Source organism: Psychromonas sp., from assembly GCF_041586535.1.
Classification (GTDB): Bacteria; Pseudomonadota; Gammaproteobacteria; order Enterobacterales; family Psychromonadaceae; genus Psychromonas.
In genome coordinates this window covers 1-17,301 of record NZ_JBFGZY010000092.1, presented here as the reverse complement: position 1 = coordinate 17,301, position 17,301 = coordinate 1, and the positions used below count along the sequence as shown (strand labels likewise).

Annotated in this window: 15 protein-coding genes; 10 read left to right on the top strand and 5 right to left on the bottom strand. The window is 43.5% G+C overall.

The window, feature by feature from the left end; translation table 11 throughout:
* Positions 1-461: 461 nt before the first annotated feature.
* The 5 genes from ABZA00_RS11220 to ABZA00_RS11200 form a co-directional block, all read right to left on the bottom strand.
* A complete protein-coding gene (locus ABZA00_RS11220; protein WP_372882256.1) occupies positions 462-638 on the bottom strand; it encodes a hypothetical protein in 177 nt (58 codons plus the stop codon).
* A 9-nt stretch (positions 639-647) separates the two neighbouring features.
* Complete coding sequence (gene rsmF, locus ABZA00_RS11215) at positions 648-2,093, bottom strand: 16S rRNA (cytosine(1407)-C(5))-methyltransferase RsmF (RefSeq protein ID WP_372882255.1); 1,446 nt, start codon at positions 2,091-2,093, stop codon at positions 648-650.
* 836 nt (positions 2,094-2,929) lie between these two features.
* On the bottom strand, positions 2,930-5,590 hold the full coding sequence (locus ABZA00_RS11210) for an MlaD family protein (RefSeq protein ID WP_372882254.1): 2,661 nt from the start codon (positions 5,588-5,590) through the stop codon (positions 2,930-2,932).
* On the bottom strand, positions 5,590-6,213 hold the full coding sequence (locus ABZA00_RS11205) for a paraquat-inducible protein A (protein ID WP_372882253.1): 624 nt from the start codon (positions 6,211-6,213) through the stop codon (positions 5,590-5,592). The genes ABZA00_RS11210 and ABZA00_RS11205 overlap by 1 nt, the downstream gene beginning before the upstream one ends.
* The gene (locus ABZA00_RS11200) at positions 6,203-6,799 is read right to left on the bottom strand and encodes a paraquat-inducible protein A (RefSeq protein ID WP_372882252.1); all 597 of its coding nucleotides are present in this window, start codon (positions 6,797-6,799) and stop codon (positions 6,203-6,205) included. The genes ABZA00_RS11205 and ABZA00_RS11200 overlap by 11 nt, the downstream gene beginning before the upstream one ends.
* Before the next feature lie 137 nt (positions 6,800-6,936).
* Between ABZA00_RS11200 and ABZA00_RS11195 the strand changes: the two genes are divergently transcribed.
* The 10 genes from ABZA00_RS11195 (at position 6,937) to secF (ending at position 17,112) form a co-directional block, all read left to right on the top strand.
* Positions 6,937-7,200: a YebG family protein gene (locus ABZA00_RS11195; RefSeq protein WP_372882251.1), complete on the top strand. Its 264-nt coding sequence runs from the start codon at positions 6,937-6,939 to the stop codon at positions 7,198-7,200.
* 443 nt (positions 7,201-7,643) lie between these two features.
* Entirely contained in the window at positions 7,644-9,551 is a 1,908-nt protein-coding gene (thrS, locus tag ABZA00_RS11190; RefSeq protein ID WP_372882250.1) for a threonine--tRNA ligase, read from the top strand.
* Between the two features lie 20 nt (positions 9,552-9,571).
* Positions 9,572-10,114, top strand: coding sequence for a translation initiation factor IF-3 (gene infC / locus ABZA00_RS11185; RefSeq protein ID WP_372882257.1), 543 nt, complete (start codon positions 9,572-9,574; stop codon positions 10,112-10,114).
* 95 nt (positions 10,115-10,209) lie between these two features.
* Positions 10,210-10,407: a 50S ribosomal protein L35 gene (rpmI, locus tag ABZA00_RS11180; protein ID WP_025564055.1), complete on the top strand. Its 198-nt coding sequence runs from the start codon at positions 10,210-10,212 to the stop codon at positions 10,405-10,407.
* Between the two features lie 14 nt (positions 10,408-10,421).
* Positions 10,422-10,778 carry a 50S ribosomal protein L20 gene (gene rplT / locus ABZA00_RS11175; RefSeq protein ID WP_028862951.1) on the top strand — a complete coding sequence of 119 codons (357 nt, stop codon included), beginning with the start codon at positions 10,422-10,424 and terminating at the stop codon, positions 10,776-10,778.
* 259 nt (positions 10,779-11,037) lie between these two features.
* Positions 11,038-12,084 carry a tRNA preQ1(34) S-adenosylmethionine ribosyltransferase-isomerase QueA gene (gene queA, locus ABZA00_RS11170; RefSeq protein WP_372882249.1) on the top strand — a complete coding sequence of 349 codons (1,047 nt, stop codon included), beginning with the start codon at positions 11,038-11,040 and terminating at the stop codon, positions 12,082-12,084.
* A 335-nt stretch (positions 12,085-12,419) separates the two neighbouring features.
* The gene (tgt, locus tag ABZA00_RS11165) at positions 12,420-13,544 is read left to right on the top strand and encodes a tRNA guanosine(34) transglycosylase Tgt (protein WP_372882248.1); all 1,125 of its coding nucleotides are present in this window, start codon (positions 12,420-12,422) and stop codon (positions 13,542-13,544) included.
* 51 nt (positions 13,545-13,595) lie between these two features.
* Positions 13,596-13,928: a preprotein translocase subunit YajC gene (gene yajC, locus ABZA00_RS11160; protein WP_372882247.1), complete on the top strand. Its 333-nt coding sequence runs from the start codon at positions 13,596-13,598 to the stop codon at positions 13,926-13,928.
* Positions 13,929-14,287: 359 nt separating this feature from the next.
* Entirely contained in the window at positions 14,288-16,150 is a 1,863-nt protein-coding gene (gene secD, locus ABZA00_RS11155) for a protein translocase subunit SecD (protein ID WP_372882246.1), read from the top strand.
* A gap of 14 nt (positions 16,151-16,164) precedes the next feature.
* Complete coding sequence (gene secF, locus ABZA00_RS11150) at positions 16,165-17,112, top strand: protein translocase subunit SecF (protein WP_372882245.1); 948 nt, start codon at positions 16,165-16,167, stop codon at positions 17,110-17,112.
* The last annotated feature ends 189 nt before the right edge of the window (positions 17,113-17,301 follow it).

Sequence of the window (17,301 nt, the reverse complement as noted above, 5' to 3'; positions counted from 1 at the left end):
CCGCGCCCCAGATATTAGACAGTTGTCTAATTCACGCCCCGAAATTCAGCTGTGTTGCGCTATTTTTCTTTGGGGCGTGGGCTTTAGCCCGCATCTTTTAACAGCAACAATGCGAGCTAAAAACAGGAGTCGCAGAACTTCTCCGTTGATGCAACAACAATGCGGACTAAAAAAAGGAGTCGCAGAGCTCCTCCGCTCATGACACTGAACTGGTGTTCAATTCGCTCCGCGCCCCAAAGGCAAGATCAAAACGGTTGGCGAGCACACCCTACAAATTCCTTGACAATCTTTCAAGCTTAGTGAGGATAAAATCCCCCCTAGATGGTTAAGCGTGGTTGTGTGGTACGTTATTCAGTGAGTTAGTTATTTTGGGGCGCGTGGCTTTAGCCCGCATCTTTTAATTTATTATTTTTCTTATACGGACTAAAGACCGCGTCCAAAGACAGCATCAAAACCACGAGTTAATTAAACAGACTCGAATCTAAAAATGTCAGTTTAAACCAGCCCCATACTCCAAAGGAATAATCTTTGAAGATATCCAGACCCAGTGCGGATTTTCCTATGTACAAAAAAAAGAGTATCAGCAGGATCTGCATAGTGATCAGGAGTAATAATAATATCCGTTGTGTATTGCTCATATTCAGACTCTATCGCTCGAACAGTTTTTTATCGTGGATCAGATCCCGCGGTAAATTATTTTTAATGCGATCATTTAGTGCTTTACCAATACCTATTACATTACCGCGATAGCTGATAAAAATTTCGCCGCTTGCGCCTTTGCAGTCAACCCCGCGGATATCTTTACCCTGATAAAAATCATTGGCCTGTTCGGCATTGAGGCTAAAATTGTTTTTAACACTTTTATCGGCAAAGCAGCGGGCGAACTCATGCATGGTTTTAAAGCCGGTTTTTCTGCCTTTACCGAACTCTTCGGCAATCTTTATTCCTAACCGGGAGAAGCGGATTTTATCCATTAATGGCGTTATGCCGGTTGGAAATAGCCAGTACTCCTGATCGCGTTTATACAAAACACCCTCCAGTTTATTAATAGCAAACTGCTGCTCAAAATAAGCGAGCAGGTTGTCCAGCTCCTGCTGAGTCGCTTTTTTAAAAGGCAGTTTAGCAGGACGTTTCTTGTTGTTAGCTGTTTTGCAGCTGGCGGTTTTTTGTAATGCGGCAACAAAGAAACCTTCGCTATCGTAGACTTGCGGCCAGATATGTAAAAAACCTTGTGCTGTTAAGGTTTTATCGGCATCCGGAAAAAGGGTTTTCAGATTCAAAAACTTCACTTTATCGCTGTGCTCTGTCTGCAGATTGAACAGGATCTCCTGGTTTTCTTCATGGCTTAAGGTGCAGGTGGAGTAGACTAAAAAACCACCGGGTTTTAAGGCATTAAAGGCGCTGTTAATAAGTTCATTCTGCATTGACGCAATCTCATCGATGGCGCTTTGCGACCAGTTTTTCATTGCGTATCTGTCTTTACGGATGGTGCCTTCTCCGGAGCAGGGCGCATCTAATAAAATAGCATCAAAGGTTTCCGGTAACCAGTCACCAAAGACGCGCGCATCAAAATGGGTTAATGCCACATTTTTTATGCCACAGCGTTGAATATTGGCGTGCAGCATTTTAATCCGGCTGGAGGAGTATTCATTGCCGATAATCAATCCGCTGTTGCCCATTTTTGCTGCTATTTGTGTGGTTTTTGAGCCCGGTGCGGCGGCCGCGTCCAGCACCATTGATTGCGCATCTGCGTTAAAAAAATGAAACAGGGCAGCCACAGGCAGCATTGAGCTGGCCTCCTGAATATAACATAAACCGCCAAGGTGCTCTGCACTGGTACCAAGTGACATAGCTTCTTCATCTGTTTCAATCCAGAAACCTTCAGCGCACCAGGGGATTGCGGTTAATATCCAACCCTGCTCTGCTGCTCTTTTTTGAAAGTCTGCGACGGATATTTTTAATGTGTTAACCCTGACGGCACGGCGAAGCGGGCGGTGGCAACTCTCTATAAAGTCTTCAATATTAAGCTGTTCGGGCAAAATGCCGCTCATCTTATCGATAAACGCCTGTGGCAGTAGGGTGTTCTTGTGCATTGTAGTTCCTGTAATTGTGCGCTAATTAAACGGACTTGATAATGTTTTTTCATTCATGGTGCGTGTTGAACGAAAAGTTCAGGTTTTTGGGGCGCGGAGCGAATTAGACGACAGTCTATTGTCATGAGCGGAGGAGCTCCGCGACTCCTTTTTTCAGTCCGCATTTTTAGTTTTTATATTTTTCTTTGGGGCGTGGGCCTTAGCCCTGACTCTTATACAAAAGTCCCATGATTGTGGAATTTGGATACCAATCCAAATTGGCTACGTTTCCCCCATCCATTTTTCTTGTATTGAGCAAGTACTTTAGCAAGGAAAATCATGGATGATTTCCCTAATCTCAGCCAGTACAGGGATGTACTGTCTGGGATGGTGCGTTAAAAAGTGCTTGAGCAGTACAAGATAAAAAAAATGGCTTGGGCAGCCTTTCTTTTGGTTACTTTTCTTTGGCTGAGCAAAGAAAAGTAACACGCCGTCAAGGGCGGAATACCAAATTTATTAAATTTTACCTTTATTTGCAGGATAAATCCTGCGCCCCGAAAAGAATAAAGAACACCACCAATGGTTACAGACTTGTGTATAAGAGTCAGGGCTTTAGCCCGCATCTTTTAACAGCAACAATGCGAGCTAAAAACAGGAGTCGCAGAACTCCTCCGTTGATGCAACAACAATGCGGACTAAAAACAGGAGTCGCAGAGCTCCTCCGCTCATGACACTGAACTGGTGTTCAATTACTTCAGGCATCTTGCCTTTCGCCCTGCGGGCCAGCTAAAGCTGTTCAAATTTTTTCCTGAAAACTTTGTCGCTCCACGCCCCAGTTATAACTTCACAGGTGAAAACTACGGCTTGGGAATTGCTAACTTCCATTTTAACCATGCTTCCTGCATTTCATCCTGAAGTCTGAAACGCGAAAATGCATTACTCATCGCCTGTAACGGCTCATTATCCGGGGTGCTCATGCTGATTCCGCCTTTAATTAACGCGCTCAGCGAAGTGGCCTTCAAGGCCGCACCGGTAATACCAACATCCAGGTTGAAGCCTGAGGCCGGCCAAAAGACGGAGTTTTTGCGAATTAAATGGGAATATTTCGGATAGATATTGATGGTAATTTCTACCCCTGCGGCATTATATGATAATTGTTTGGCCATCACTTCGCCAATCTGGATCTGGCGGTGATAAACGGGGCTGCTGATGTCGGTCGAGCCGGCATTATCGGCCAGTAAAATAATGGCTAATCCGGCCTGCTCGGGTGCAAGCAATGGCTCTGAGTCTTCGCCGCTGAAAAATGTCTGGCTGCCCCCTTTGCCCGGAGAAACGTTAATATAGGCACCTGTTACCAGAGTGGATAAATTTTTAGCCCCGGATAAGGAGATGTCACTGCGCACCATCCAGAAGCGGCTGCCTTTGCGTGCAACTTGCGCGCTGAATTCCGGTTTAAGATTAACGCTGGCGCGCACTTTACCCTGCGGGGTGAGCGTTAAACCGATAACTTCGCCAACCACTATCCCTTTAAGGCGCAGCAGACTGCCCGTTTGTAGATCATTGGCGTGATCAAATGTCAGGCTGATGATGCTGCTCGGAATAGTCGCTTCCGCCTGGCTGGCAAAGAGTTTGTATCTGCCATTACTGTATTTGTTGTCGATCTCTTTATGGCCCGGGCCGACGGCAATTCCGCCTGCTGCAATTGTCAATAACGAGTCTGCTTCTATGTTGATACCGGAAAGGCCGGCATTGACATTAAAGCCGCTGATATTCCAGAATACACTGTCGGCATTGATCAGGTGTTTATATTGCCCCTTAATGCTCAGCCTGGTTTCCATTAAACCGGATTGATGAATAGAGAAAGCGCTCACCTCACCGATCGGCAGCTTCCGGTAATAAACCGGCGAGCCCTCGCTGACGGCGGGTAACTCTTTGCTTAACAGTGAAATAACGGTCGGCTGACTGAATACATTCTGGCCGACTTTGGCAAGCGCTTTGGAAGGATATAAGCGAAAACGCTGTTCTTTATCTAAGGGCGCTGGGGTTTGTGACTTTTTAATGCTTGTTTTATTGTATAAACCGATCCCGCCGGAGAGTAAATTTTCAACAGGGGTTGACTGGACTTCTAACCCTTTTAAGGAGGCTTTGAAATTGATCCCGCTGAGCAGATAAAACTGGCTGTTTTTATTGATCAGGTATTGATACTGATGGTCAATAGTGCTGTGAATTTCAATAAAATTGCTGTTTTCAGCAAAATCGACTGTCTCTATTTTGCCTATTTTAATGCCCTGATAAGTAATAGGCGCACCTTTTGCTAATCCAGTTGCATCTTCGCTCAGCAGTACAAGGGAAAGCACCGGCGCTTCCGGAGGCGCGCTCTGCTGAATAACAAACCGCGTTGCTTTTTTACTGCTCTCTGCAGCGGGTTTAAAGGCAATATAGTCACCTTTGATGATATTGCCGAGATTTTTGATTTTTGCAAAGCTCAGGGATGTCTGCTCCAACCAGAATTGAGCGTCTTCAGTAACTAACTCTTCAAACTGCGGGTTAATCAATGCACTGGCAACAAAATGCTGCTCTTCTCTGGAATACTGGATATCGGTGATGCGGCCGATGCCGTGGCCTTTAAATAAAATGCCGGCCCCTTTGGGTAAGTTGTTAATATTATCGGTGATTAGCTCTATCGCCAGGCCGATTTGGCTATTTTCAATGCTGTCAAATAGCTCAAACTGTTTGCCACTGTTAAGCGGCTCTTCAGAGACCGGGGATGAGAAAGTAATGCCGCCGGCAATAAAAGAGATCATGCTGTCCAGTGTGATATCCACACCCTGGGCGGAAATATTGGCTCTTAACCCGCTAATATTCCAGAATTTACTCTCATTTTTCACCAGATGATTATATTGACGGTCTACAAAGGCTTTAATATTGACGTATTGCCCGGATTTGTCTAAACGAATCCGGACGACTTCGCCCACTTTGATTTTTTTGTAGAAGAGTGGCGTGCCGACGCTGATTGACCCTGCCGTTGTGCTCTGCAGGTTGAGCAGCAGCGCATTGTCGGGAATGCTGATAGGCTGATCTGTCTGGGCGATAAATTCTGTCGCGTCATCGCCATTGCCGGGCTGCATATCAATATAACTGCCGGAAAAAAGGGTATCCAGACCGGATATCGATGTCAGCGAGGCTTTTGGTGATACTAACCAGAATTTGGTGTTTTTACGCAGCATAAATTTGGCATGCGCCTCAATTTCTGCAGTAATATTGACCCCGCTCTCTTTGTCCAGTTCGATTTTTTTGACCGTACCGACAATCACACCTTTGTAACGCAGTTTGGTTTTATCGGCGATAATGCTTTCCGCGTTTTCAAAGTGAATGCTAATGGTGGCTTTCTCATGGGTGATATTCTGAAACACAAACCATGCACCCAACAGCCCTGCAACGATAGGCAGAAACCAGACTGGTGATATACCTTTAGACTTGACAATTGTTGCCTGTGTATTTGAATCTTGCTCATTCATTATTTTTTAGCATCCCAAATTAAACGCGTATCGAAACTGTGTGCGGCAAACAGGGTGGCTACCACCACCACGGTAAATGATGTTGCCGCCAGGCCTGGGTATACAGCGAGTAAGTGCCCTTTATCAAACACGGCTGTCATGATTGAAATAACAAAAAGATCTAATATTGACCACTTGCCGATCCAGTCAACCATCACAAACAGCTGCAGTTGTGTTCTCTGTGAAAATCGCCATTTAAACTGAACAGCAAGTAAGATAAAGGCTAATGCCGCTATTTTGAAAATGGGCACTAATATCGATGCGATAAAGACGATAATGGCGATAGTCAGCATATCACTTTCAACTAAACTCAGTATCCCGGAGAAAATAGTGTCAGGATAACGTATATTATTTTTTAATAAATAGGTGATCGGATATAAATTTGCGGGGATGATGAAGATCATTGAAGTTATCAGCAGCGCCCAGCTTTTCTGCAGGCTGTTTTTTGTCCGCAGATTAATAGGACTTGCGCATACCGGGCAGCGGGTCGGATGTAGTTTATATTGAGAATAATTCTCACACACTTTGCACAACTGCAGCCCCTGCTCCCTGCCGGTTTTTCCGACTATCGGGTTATTTGCCATTAATATAACGCTCCCAATAATTATGATGGCTGTAATTGCTGATGATGGTCATATCAAGCAGCAGCAGGGCAATCAAAAAAAAGAAACCATAACCGAAATATAAATCCGCATAACTGATTAATTTAAACACCGCGACCATTAAGCTTATCATATACACCTCTAACATTGACCAATGCCTGAGCGCGTGGGTGAGATGTAATATTTTCGGTATAATTCCGGGGTAGTAATTAAATGTTAAGCATGCGCTGGTGAAAGCAATGGATGTAATCAACAGGCTGGGTGCGATGACAGCGCAAAACAGTACCGCAAATGCGACAACGGGAGCGTTATCAAGCATCATCAAAGCACCCTGTAGTAAATTAGTATTTTCAGTAATACCCAATAGATGCACTGAAATTAAGGGAAAATAGAAAGCGGGTATCATGATCAGCAGTGCTGATATAGACAGCGCCAGCAGCGTCGATGGCTGGCATTTAATGTTTTTATAGAGTTTCCGTTTGCAGCACGGGCATTTGGCCACATAGTTTACGGGCATAGCGGGCACATTAGAAACCATATCACAATGTCGGCAGATTATTGTTTTCATTGAATAAATTCATATTAAAACTTGTAGTTGATGTCAACGATAGCAAACAAATGTGTATTTAACAAAAATTTGCAATTTCAGCGCTGTTTTAGTACTGTATAAAAAAACATGAATAACTACATTCTAAAGAGGCCACCGTGGCAGTAATCATAAAATATATTGTAGAAAGAAAAGGTGTTGAAAAAATGACCTTCACCAGTAAAAAAGAAGCTGATGCATACGACAAAATGTTAGACAGTGCAGATCAACTTGCAGCATTTCTTGGTGCAAGTACGGTAACACTGGATGATCAGCAGTTGGAAGAGTTAGGTTTATACCTTGCCAGCAACAAAGAGATGGTGATGAGTTTATTTAAGGGGAATGATTTTAACCCTGAAAAAAAAGCGAAAAAAGAGAAATAGCGGGCTAGTGTTCGGGGCGCGGGCTTTAGCCCGCATTATTTCAATTTGTTGACTAAAAAAAGGATTCGCAGCGCTCCTCTGCTGATAATATTAGATGAATAAAGTTACAAACGGTGCGGGGTATAACCAAAGCAAAAGTAGGGTGTATTTCATGCACCGCACAGTATGAATAATATGGCGAGTTATAATTGAGAAAAAAGTAAGAAATCAAAACCAGCAGGCTAAAGCCCGCGCCCCAAAACCGAACGGCAGCTTAATTCGACTGACGCATAAAAAACCTGAACTTGCGTTCAATTCGCCCTGCGCCCCAACCCCCTGACTTCCACTACCAAAAACTCAAATTGTCGCTTTTCATGTGCTTGATATTACTTTAAAATGCGCAGCTTATTTTATAACTATACAAATGCTTTTTGGTTGGAAGCATCACTGTGAGGAAATATAGCATGCCAATTATTACTCTTCCCGACGGTAATCAACGTCAATTCGAAAATACCACTTCAATTATGGAAATCGCGGCAGATATCGGCCCGGGTCTTGCCAAGGCATGTATTGCCGGGCGTGTTGACGGCCAGTTAGTCGATGCCTGCGATCCTATTGAGAAAGACGTTAATGTTTCAATTATTACCGCTAAAGATGACGAAGGTTTAGAAATTTTACGTCACTCATGTGCACACCTTTTAGGACACGCCATCAAGCAGCTTTATCCTAAAGCTAAAATGGCCATCGGTCCGACCATTGAAAACGGCTTTTATTACGACATTGATCTGGACGTAGCGATCAATGACGAAGAGCTGGCGAAAATTGAAAAACGCATGAATGAGCTGGTGAAAACCAACTACAGCGTTATCAAGAAAAAAGTATCGGTAGAAGAAGCCAAGGCTGTTTTTGCAGCGCGTGGCGAAGATTACAAATTAGAGATTATTGAAGGTATTCACCCGGATGACCGTCCCGGTTTATATCATCATGAAGAATATATCGATATGTGTCGTGGTCCGCACGTACCGGTGATGAAATTCTGTCAGTATTTTAAACTGATGAAAGTGGCTGGTGCTTATTGGCGCGGTAATTCTGATAATAAAATGCTGCAGCGTATTTACGGTACGGCATGGGCGGATAAGAAACAGCTTAAAGCTTACTTAAAACGTCTTGAAGAAGCGGCTAAACGCGATCATCGTAAAATCGGTAAGCAGTTAGATCTTTACCATATGCAGGAAGAGGCGCCGGGTATGGTGTTCTGGCACAGCAATGGCTGGACTATTTACCGCGAACTGGAGAAATATGTTCGCGAACAAACCGAAGCTTATGAGTATCAGGAAGTAAAAGCGCCACAAATTCTGGATCGTTCACTTTGGGAAAAATCCGGTCACTGGGGTAAGTACAAAGACAATATGTTCTGTACCTGCAGCGAAAACCGTGATTATGCGATTAAGCCGATGAACTGTCCGGGACATGTACAGATTTTTAACCAGGGTCTGAAATCTTATCGTGATCTGCCGCTGCGTATGGCGGAGTTCGGCTCTTGTCACCGTAACGAACCATCCGGCTCTTTACATGGCCTGATGCGTGTGCGTGCCTTTACCCAGGATGATGCGCATATCTTCTGTACTGAAGAGCAGATTCTCAGCGAAGTATCCGGCTGTATCCAGATGGTCTTTGAATGTTATAAAACATTCGGATTCGAAGATATCGTGGTAAAATTATCTACCCGCCCGGATCAGCGTGTTGGTGATGATGCAACATGGGATAAAGCGGAAGCCGCTTTGGCCGATGCATTAAGCAAAAATGATATCAATTATGAAGTATTGCCCGGTGAAGGTGCCTTTTACGGTCCTAAAATTGAATTTACTTTATATGATTGTTTGGGACGCGCGTGGCAGTGTGGTACAATACAACTCGATTTTTCAATGCCGGGTCGTTTAGACGCCTCTTTTGTGGGCGAAGATAACGAACGTCATACACCGGTTATGATTCACCGCGCAATTTTGGGCTCACTTGAGCGCTTTATCGGTATCTTGACAGAAGAGTATGCAGGCATTTATCCAACCTGGTTGTCACCAAAACAAGTCGTGGTGATGAACATTACCGATAAACAGTCTGATTTTGTCGAAGAAGTTGTAAATAAATTGAAAAAATCAGGGGTTAGAGCCATTTCGGACTTGAGAAATGAGAAGATAGGCTTTAAAATCCGCGAGCATACTTTAAAGCGTGTTCCGTATTTGCTTGTTATCGGTGATCAGGAAGTCGAAGCAAATGAAGTTGCGGTAAGAACACGTAAAGGTGATGATTTGGGTAAATTCAAAGTAGAAGACTTTATTACCCATGTTAAAGAAGAAATCATTACACGTCGTTAAATTTTTTAGGAGAATTTGTTATAAAAGGTGCAAAGAAAGCCCCACAACAGGGCAATAAACATCGTTTGAATGAAGAGATCACAGGAACAGAAGTTCGTCTGTCAGACTCGGAAGGCAAACCAGTTGGTATCGTTTCATTGGATGAAGCACTAAATATGGCGATTGACGCGGAACTCGACTTAGTTGAGATCAGCCCTAACGCAGAGCCACCAGTTTGTCGCATCATGAATTATGGCAAATTCTTGTATGAAAAGACTAAATCCGTTAAAGAACAACGGAAGAATCAGAAACAGGTTCAGTTAAAGGAAATAAAATTCCGTCCTGGAACTGATGAAGGCGATTATCAGGTAAAACTACGCAACCTGACTCGCTTTTTAGAAGAGGGTAACAAAGCTAAAGTAACTCTGCGTTATCGCGGTCGTGAAATGGCACATCAATCCTTAGGGGTTAATTTGTTAAATCGTATTAAAGAAGATTTAGCAGAGATATCCGTTGTCGAGTCTTTCCCGAAAATGGAAGGCCGTCAAATGGTGATGGTGTTAGGCCCAAAACGTGCTAGCTAAGGCATAAAGTAGTGTTAACTGCAGTTTCACAGATATAGCTGCAGTTGCATTCGCCTTACTGGTTTAATTTAAATTAGAACAATGCGGAGTTCGCAATGCCTAAAATGAAATCTAACAAAGGTGCTGCAAAGCGCTTTAAAAAGACTGCTTCTGGTGGTTTTAAGCGTAAGCAATCACACTTGCGTCATATCCTTACTAAGAAGTCTACTAAACGTAAACGCCACCTACGTGCTCAAAGCATGGTAGCGAAAGTAGACGTACCAAGTATCAACAGAATGTTGCCATTTGCATAAGTAAGGAATAAAAGATGCCAAGAGTAAAACGTGGTGTACAAGCGCGTGCACGTCATAAGAAAGTCTTAAAACAAGCTAAAGGTTACTACGGAGCTCGTTCACGTGTTTATCGCGTAGCGGTTCAAGCTGTAACTAAAGCTGGTCAATACGCTTACCGTGACCGTCGTCAACGTAAACGTCAATTCCGTCAACTGTGGATTGCACGTATTAACGCTGCATCTCGTCTAAGCGGTCTATCTTACAGCCGTTTCATCAATGGTCTTAAAAAGGCTTCTGTTGAAATCGATCGTAAGATCCTTGCTGATATCGCAGTATTCGATAAAGCAACATTTGCTCATTTAGTTGAAGTAGCTAAAAAAGCACTTGCTTAATCCTATTGCGTTAAGTGATTAGATTTTTAAAGGAGACATTATGTCTCCTTTTTTTATGCCTGAAAAACGAGCGTCAGATGGGGCGTAGGCTTTAGCCTGCATTGTTTTGATTTGGTATAACCATTACCTCATGTTGCGCCTTGCTCTGATTTCCAAGCTCGTGCCTGACAAAGCATTTTGAAGTAACATGGGTATAGTTACTTGACTTCACTTTGTTGATCCTTAAACTACAGCGATTTACTCCTCCGGAATGCTCACCATGAAAGTGTCTGATTTCTCTTTTGAATTACCGCCCGAATTAATTGCCCGTTATCCCAAACAGGATCGCTCTGCGAGCCGTCTGCTGTCGTTACAGGGAAACTCCGGTGAGTTACAACATTTAAACTTTACCGATGTTGTCGATCTGATTGATGAAAATGATCTGCTTATTTTCAATGATACGCGGGTGATTCCAGCCCGTCTTTTTGGCGAAAAAGAAACCGGCGGTAAAATTGAGGTGTTAGTAGAAAGGGTGCTGGATGAGAAAAGTTTCCTTGCCCATGTGCGCAGCTCTAAATCCCCCAAACCGGGCTGTAAATTACGTTTAGAAGGGCAAATCGATGCCTTGATGGTAAAACGCCACGGGCCATTATTTGAAATACAGATTGAAAATCAAAGCAGTGTCTTAGAGGTGCTTGAGGCAATCGGTCATATGCCGTTACCGCCTTATATTGATCGCCCTGACGAAGATGCGGATAAAGAGCGTTACCAGACTGTTTATAATAAAAACCCCGGTGCGGTCGCGGCGCCGACCGCCGGTTTGCATTTTGATCAGGCACTGCTGGAAAAACTTCAGGCTAAAGGGGTTAATTTTGCTTTTGTGACCCTGCATGTCGGAGCCGGTACATTTCAGCCGGTAAAAGTAGATAATATACTCGACCATCAAATGCACAGCGAATATGCGCAGGTATCTCAGGAAGTGATCGATAAAATAAATAATACCAAAGCCAAAGGTGGCCGGGTTATCGCCGTTGGCACTACCTCGGTGCGCTCTGTGGAAAGTGCGGCTCAGGCAAGTTTGAAAAATGGCCAACCGCTTGCGCCGTTTTTTTCTGAAACGAGTATCTTTATCTATCCGGGCTATCAATTTCAAATCATTGACGCGCTGATTACTAACTTCCATCTGTCGGAATCAACCTTGCTGATGCTGGTAAGTGCGTTTAGCGGAAAAGAAAATATCGACAAAGCTTACCAGATAGCGATTCAGGAAAAATACCGTTTTTTCAGCTACGGTGATGCGATGTTTTTAACTAAAAAAACGAATTAAGACCTATCATGCGTGTGCAATTGACTCAGGTAATAACCAATTTGTAGAGAATTTATTGGGTTACTTGAATCACTTGAGGCGCGGACTTTAGTCCGCATCTTGTGCTTTTTTCTTTTGCAGACTAAAAAAAGGGCTTACAGAGTTCTGCCCGCTCATAAGCCTGAACTGACGTTCAATTCGCTCTGCGCCCCTAAAACTGTAAAATATTAGCTTTGGGCAAAGATATAGCTAAAAATATAAATTTTTACACTTAAGCTGATGTTATCGACATAAGCATAAAACCTATTTACACCAACATAACTATCATCAGACTGTTTATCTGATAAGGAAAAATGATGAAATATAATTTATTGACCACTGATGGTCGTGCACGTCGCGGCCGTTTAACGTTTGAGCGCGGCAGCGTTGAAACACCGGCATTTATGCCTGTCGGTACTTACGGTACGGTAAAAGGGATGACCCCTGAAGAGGTGGATGCTACAGGTGCGGAGATTTTACTGGGTAATACTTTCCATCTGTGGTTACGTCCCGGTCAGGAAGTGATTAAAAAACATGGTGATCTGCATGATTTTATGAACTGGAAAGGGCCTATCCTAACTGATTCCGGCGGTTTCCAGGTATTCAGTCTGGGCAAATTGCGTAAGATTAAAGAGGAAGGGGTGTATTTCCGCAGTCCGGTTAACGGCTCCAAGGTGTTTTTATCACCGGAAGTGTCCATGGATATACAGTATGACCTCGGATCTGACATTGTGATGATCTTTGATGAATGTACTCCTTATCCGGCGACGGAAGAAGAGGCGGATGTTTCCATGCAGCTGTCACTGCGTTGGGCACAGCGCAGTCGAGACCGTTTTAATGAGCAGCAGAACCCCAATGCATTATTCGGTATTATCCAGGGAGGGTGTTACGAGCATCTGCGTGATATCTCTCTAGAAGGGCTGACCAAAATCGGGTTCGACGGTTATGCAGTTGGCGGTCTTGCTGTAGGCGAGCCTAAAGAAGATATGCACCGTATTTTAGAGTATATCACGCCTAAAATTCCTGAAGACAAGCCCCGTTATCTGATGGGAGTAGGTAAACCGGAAGATCTGGTTGAAGGGGTGCGTCGTGGTATTGATATGTTTGACTGCGTTATGCCGACCCGTAATGCGCGTAATGGTCATTTGTTCACCACTGACGGGGTAGTGAAAATTCGTAATGCGAAACATCGTGATGATACCAGTACCTTAGATGCCGAGTGTGATTGTTACACTTGTAAAAACTATACCCGGGCATACTTATATCACCTTGATAAATGCGGTGAAATACTTGGAGCAAGACTAAACACGATCCATAATTTACGTTATTATCAACGTTTAATGAAAGGTTTGCGTGATGCCATTGAACAAGGTAAATTAGATGACTTTGTTGAGACGTTTTATCAGCGCATCGGAAAAGAAAAACCTGCATTAGACGATTAGCAATTAATTAACAACAATAATATTTAATTTCAACTTAATAAGGATAACAAAATGAGTTTATTTATTTCTCAAGCACATGCGGCAGCTGAAGGTCCGGCTGACAGCGGAATGTCTTTTCTGTTTATGATGGTGGTGTTTGCCGCGATCTTCTATTTTATGATTTACCGCCCTCAGGCAAAACGTAACAAAGAGCATAAAAACCTGATGGAAAGCATCGCTAAAGGTGATGAAGTATTAACACAAGGTGGTTTAATCGGCCGTGTGGTTAAAGTGAACGCTGAAAATGATTATCTTCAAATTGAATTAAATGAAAATAACGTTATTGCGATTAAAAAATCTTTCGTGACTGCTGTGTTACCGAAAGGCACGCTTAAATCTATCTAAGCTCCTGAAAATAGATAAAACGAAGTAATACAAATTACTTCGTTTTTGTTTTATACCATTGCACTTAATTAAACGGGTGCATTCACCAGCAAATAAGAAACGATCAGATCGTTTTCTTATTAAGGTTATACAGCTAGTACCTTGACTCATTAACTATGATTGATTGAACTTTTAACATTGCTTTTCAATGGGGCGCGGGATTTATCCCGCCTTTGTAGACAACGGGAGGGCTGAAGCCCTCGCCCCTTCGTTTAGAAAACTATGCTTATAGATAATCAACCAATCATTCACTTCTTTTGTGTTTAGGTGCTAGTTATGCGCAATGGTATTAGTTAGGTGCTTCATTTAAGGACAATATAGTGTTAAATAAATACCCTATGTGGAAGTATTTGCTGCTTAGTTTTGTTGTTTTGATCAGTTTACTTTACGCAGCTCCGAATCTGTTTGGAGAAGATCCCGCACTGCAAATCTCCGCGACTCGTGGCGGCAAAGTTGAGCTCGCCACCCTGGACAATGTCCAGAGCATTCTTGAACAGGCAAAGATTACCCCAAAAAGCTCCACGCTTGAAAATGACCAGCTTTTAATTCGTTTAAAATCCAGTGAAGATCAATTGCTTGCTCGTGAAGCAATCAGTGAGCAGCTGGACAGCGGTTTTGTTATTGCACTTAATTTAGCACCCTCAACACCTGGCTGGTTAGAGGCGATTGGTGCCGGCCCATTAAAACTGGGTCTGGATCTGCGTGGCGGTGTGCACTTTCTGATGGAGGTGGATATGGATGAAGCGGTCAGCAAAGCGCAGGAACAACTGGTTCAGGATTTACGCGCTGATTTACGCAGTGAAAAAATAAGATATCGCGGTATTGTTAAAGCGAACAGTGAAACCGGTGTGCTGGTTACATTTGCGCAGCAGGAAATACTCGACGCTGCCGTTAAATATTTAAAACCTATCAATCCGGATTATCAATTTAACGAGTCTGTTAAAGATAATAAATACGTCTTATTAATTGAGATGACAGAAGAGAAGCTAAAAGCGACAAAAGAAGACGCTCTGCAACAGAACTTAAGCATTCTGCGTAACCGGGTTAATGAATTAGGTGTTGCCGAACCCTTAGTTCAGCGCCAGGGGGCGGATCGTATTGTGGTTGAACTACCCGGTATTCAAGATACTGCGCGTGCCAAAGAGATCCTCGGTGCGACAGCTACCCTTGAGTTTCATGCCGTTGATATTGATACGGATATTAATGATGCTTTAGCCGGCCGGGTACCTTCCTCTTCTGCGGTCTATAAAGAACGAAACGGCCAGCCTGTGGTGGTTAAAAAACAAATAATATTAACCGGTAACCATATCGTTGATGCGCAATCCAGCCTTGATGAAATGGGCCGTCCGCAGGTAAATATCTCGCTTGATTCAAAAGGCGGCAGTCTGATGTCCCGCTTTACCAGAGACAATATTGGTAAACCGATGGCAACCCTGTTTATTGAGTATTTACCGACAGGTAAGAAAAAAGCCAACGGTAAAGCGATTATTGAAAAGCGTGAAGAGGTTGCCAATGTTGCCACCATTCAGGCGCAGCTTGGCCGAAGCTTCCGGATCACCGGACTTGATAATGCGGCGGAAGCCCATAATCTTGCACTTCTTCTACGTGCCGGTGCGCTTATTGCGCCTATTCAAATCGTTGAAGAACGTACCATTGGTCCAAGTTTAGGTCAGCAGAATATCGACAATGGTATAAAAGCCATGACCTATGGCATGATTGCTGTGGTATTGTTTATGTTTGTCTATTACCGCAAATTCGGTGTGGTTGCCAACAGCGCGTTGTTGCTCAATATTGTGATGATTATCGGCTTTATGTCTATGATTCCGGGGGCAACATTAACCTTGCCGGGTATTGCCGGTATCGTGCTTACCGTGGGTATGGCTGTTGACGCCAACGTGCTGATTTTTGAACGGATCAGAGAAGAGATTGTCGCTGGAAAATCAATCCAAAAAGCAATTCATGAAGGCTATTCCAATGCATTTTCAACTATCGCCGATGCAAATATCACCACCTTCTTAACGGCTGTGATTTTATTTGCTGTTGGTACGGGGCCTGTGAAAGGTTTTGCTGTGACACTCGCGATTGGTATTGCAACTTCAATGTTCACCTCTATTTTTGGAACGCGTGCAGTGGTCAACGCAATCTGGGGTGGCCGTAACGATATTAAGAAACTATCAATCTAGCGCAAGGAAATATTATGTTTGAGTTAATTAAAGCGAAAAATACGATTCGCTTTATGCACTATTCAAAACCGGCATCCTGGTTGTCGATTTTGTTAATCGTTGCTTCATTAGGCTCGTTAAGCGTTAACTGGCTGAACTGGGGGCTTGACTTCACCGGCGGTACGGTTATTGAGGTTGGTTTTGAACAACCGGCTGTACTGGAAAATGTCCGGACGTCATTAGCCTCTGCGGATTTTCCGGATGCTGTTGTGCAGCATTTCGGCAGCAGTCGGGATGTGATGATCCGCTTGGCCATCCGTGAAGGTGTAAAAGGGGAGGTGATCGGCACGCAGGTGTTAGAGTCATTACAAAATTCAGGTTTCGGCCAGGTGGATATGCGCCGTATCGAATTTGTCGGCCCTAACGTTGGTGCTGAATTAGCTGAATCCGGCGGTCTGGCGATTATCATTGCGCTTATCTGTATTCTGATTTATGTCAGTCTGCGTTTTGAGTGGCGTTTAGCGACGGGCTCTGTATTAGCACTGGCACACGATGTTATTTTAACCCTTGGATTCTTTTCCTTGTTCCAAATTGAAGTGGATTTGACGGTATTGGCGGCATTACTTGCTGTGGTTGGTTATTCACTCAATGATACGATCGTTGTATTTGACCGGATACGTGAAAACTTCCGTTTGCTGGCGACGGCTGCGCCTGGTGAGGTAGTTGATATATCACTTACCCAAACGTTAGGGCGTACCTTAATCACCTCCGGTACGACTATGTTTGTACTTATTTCACTGTTTATTTTTGGTGGTGCGATGATCCATGGTTTTGCCACTGCATTATTGATTGGTATTATTGTTGGTACCTATTCGTCAATATATGTGGCCAGTGCACTGGCTATTAAGTTAGGTATTTCGCGTGACCATATGATCCCTGAAGTTGTTGAAAAAGAAGGAGCCGATCAGGAGCCTTTGATATAATACCAAATCCGATAATTACCTATTCATTTATGCTTGTTAAAATGAATGCTAGCTAGACATAAAACTACGTTTTAGTCTTTGTTATTGATTTTGTAATTAGAACAACTAGTTACTGCAATCAATGCCTTGCTTTCATCCATTTTCCTACGCCTAAATAGATCATCTAATTAACGGAATTGGTATAATTTT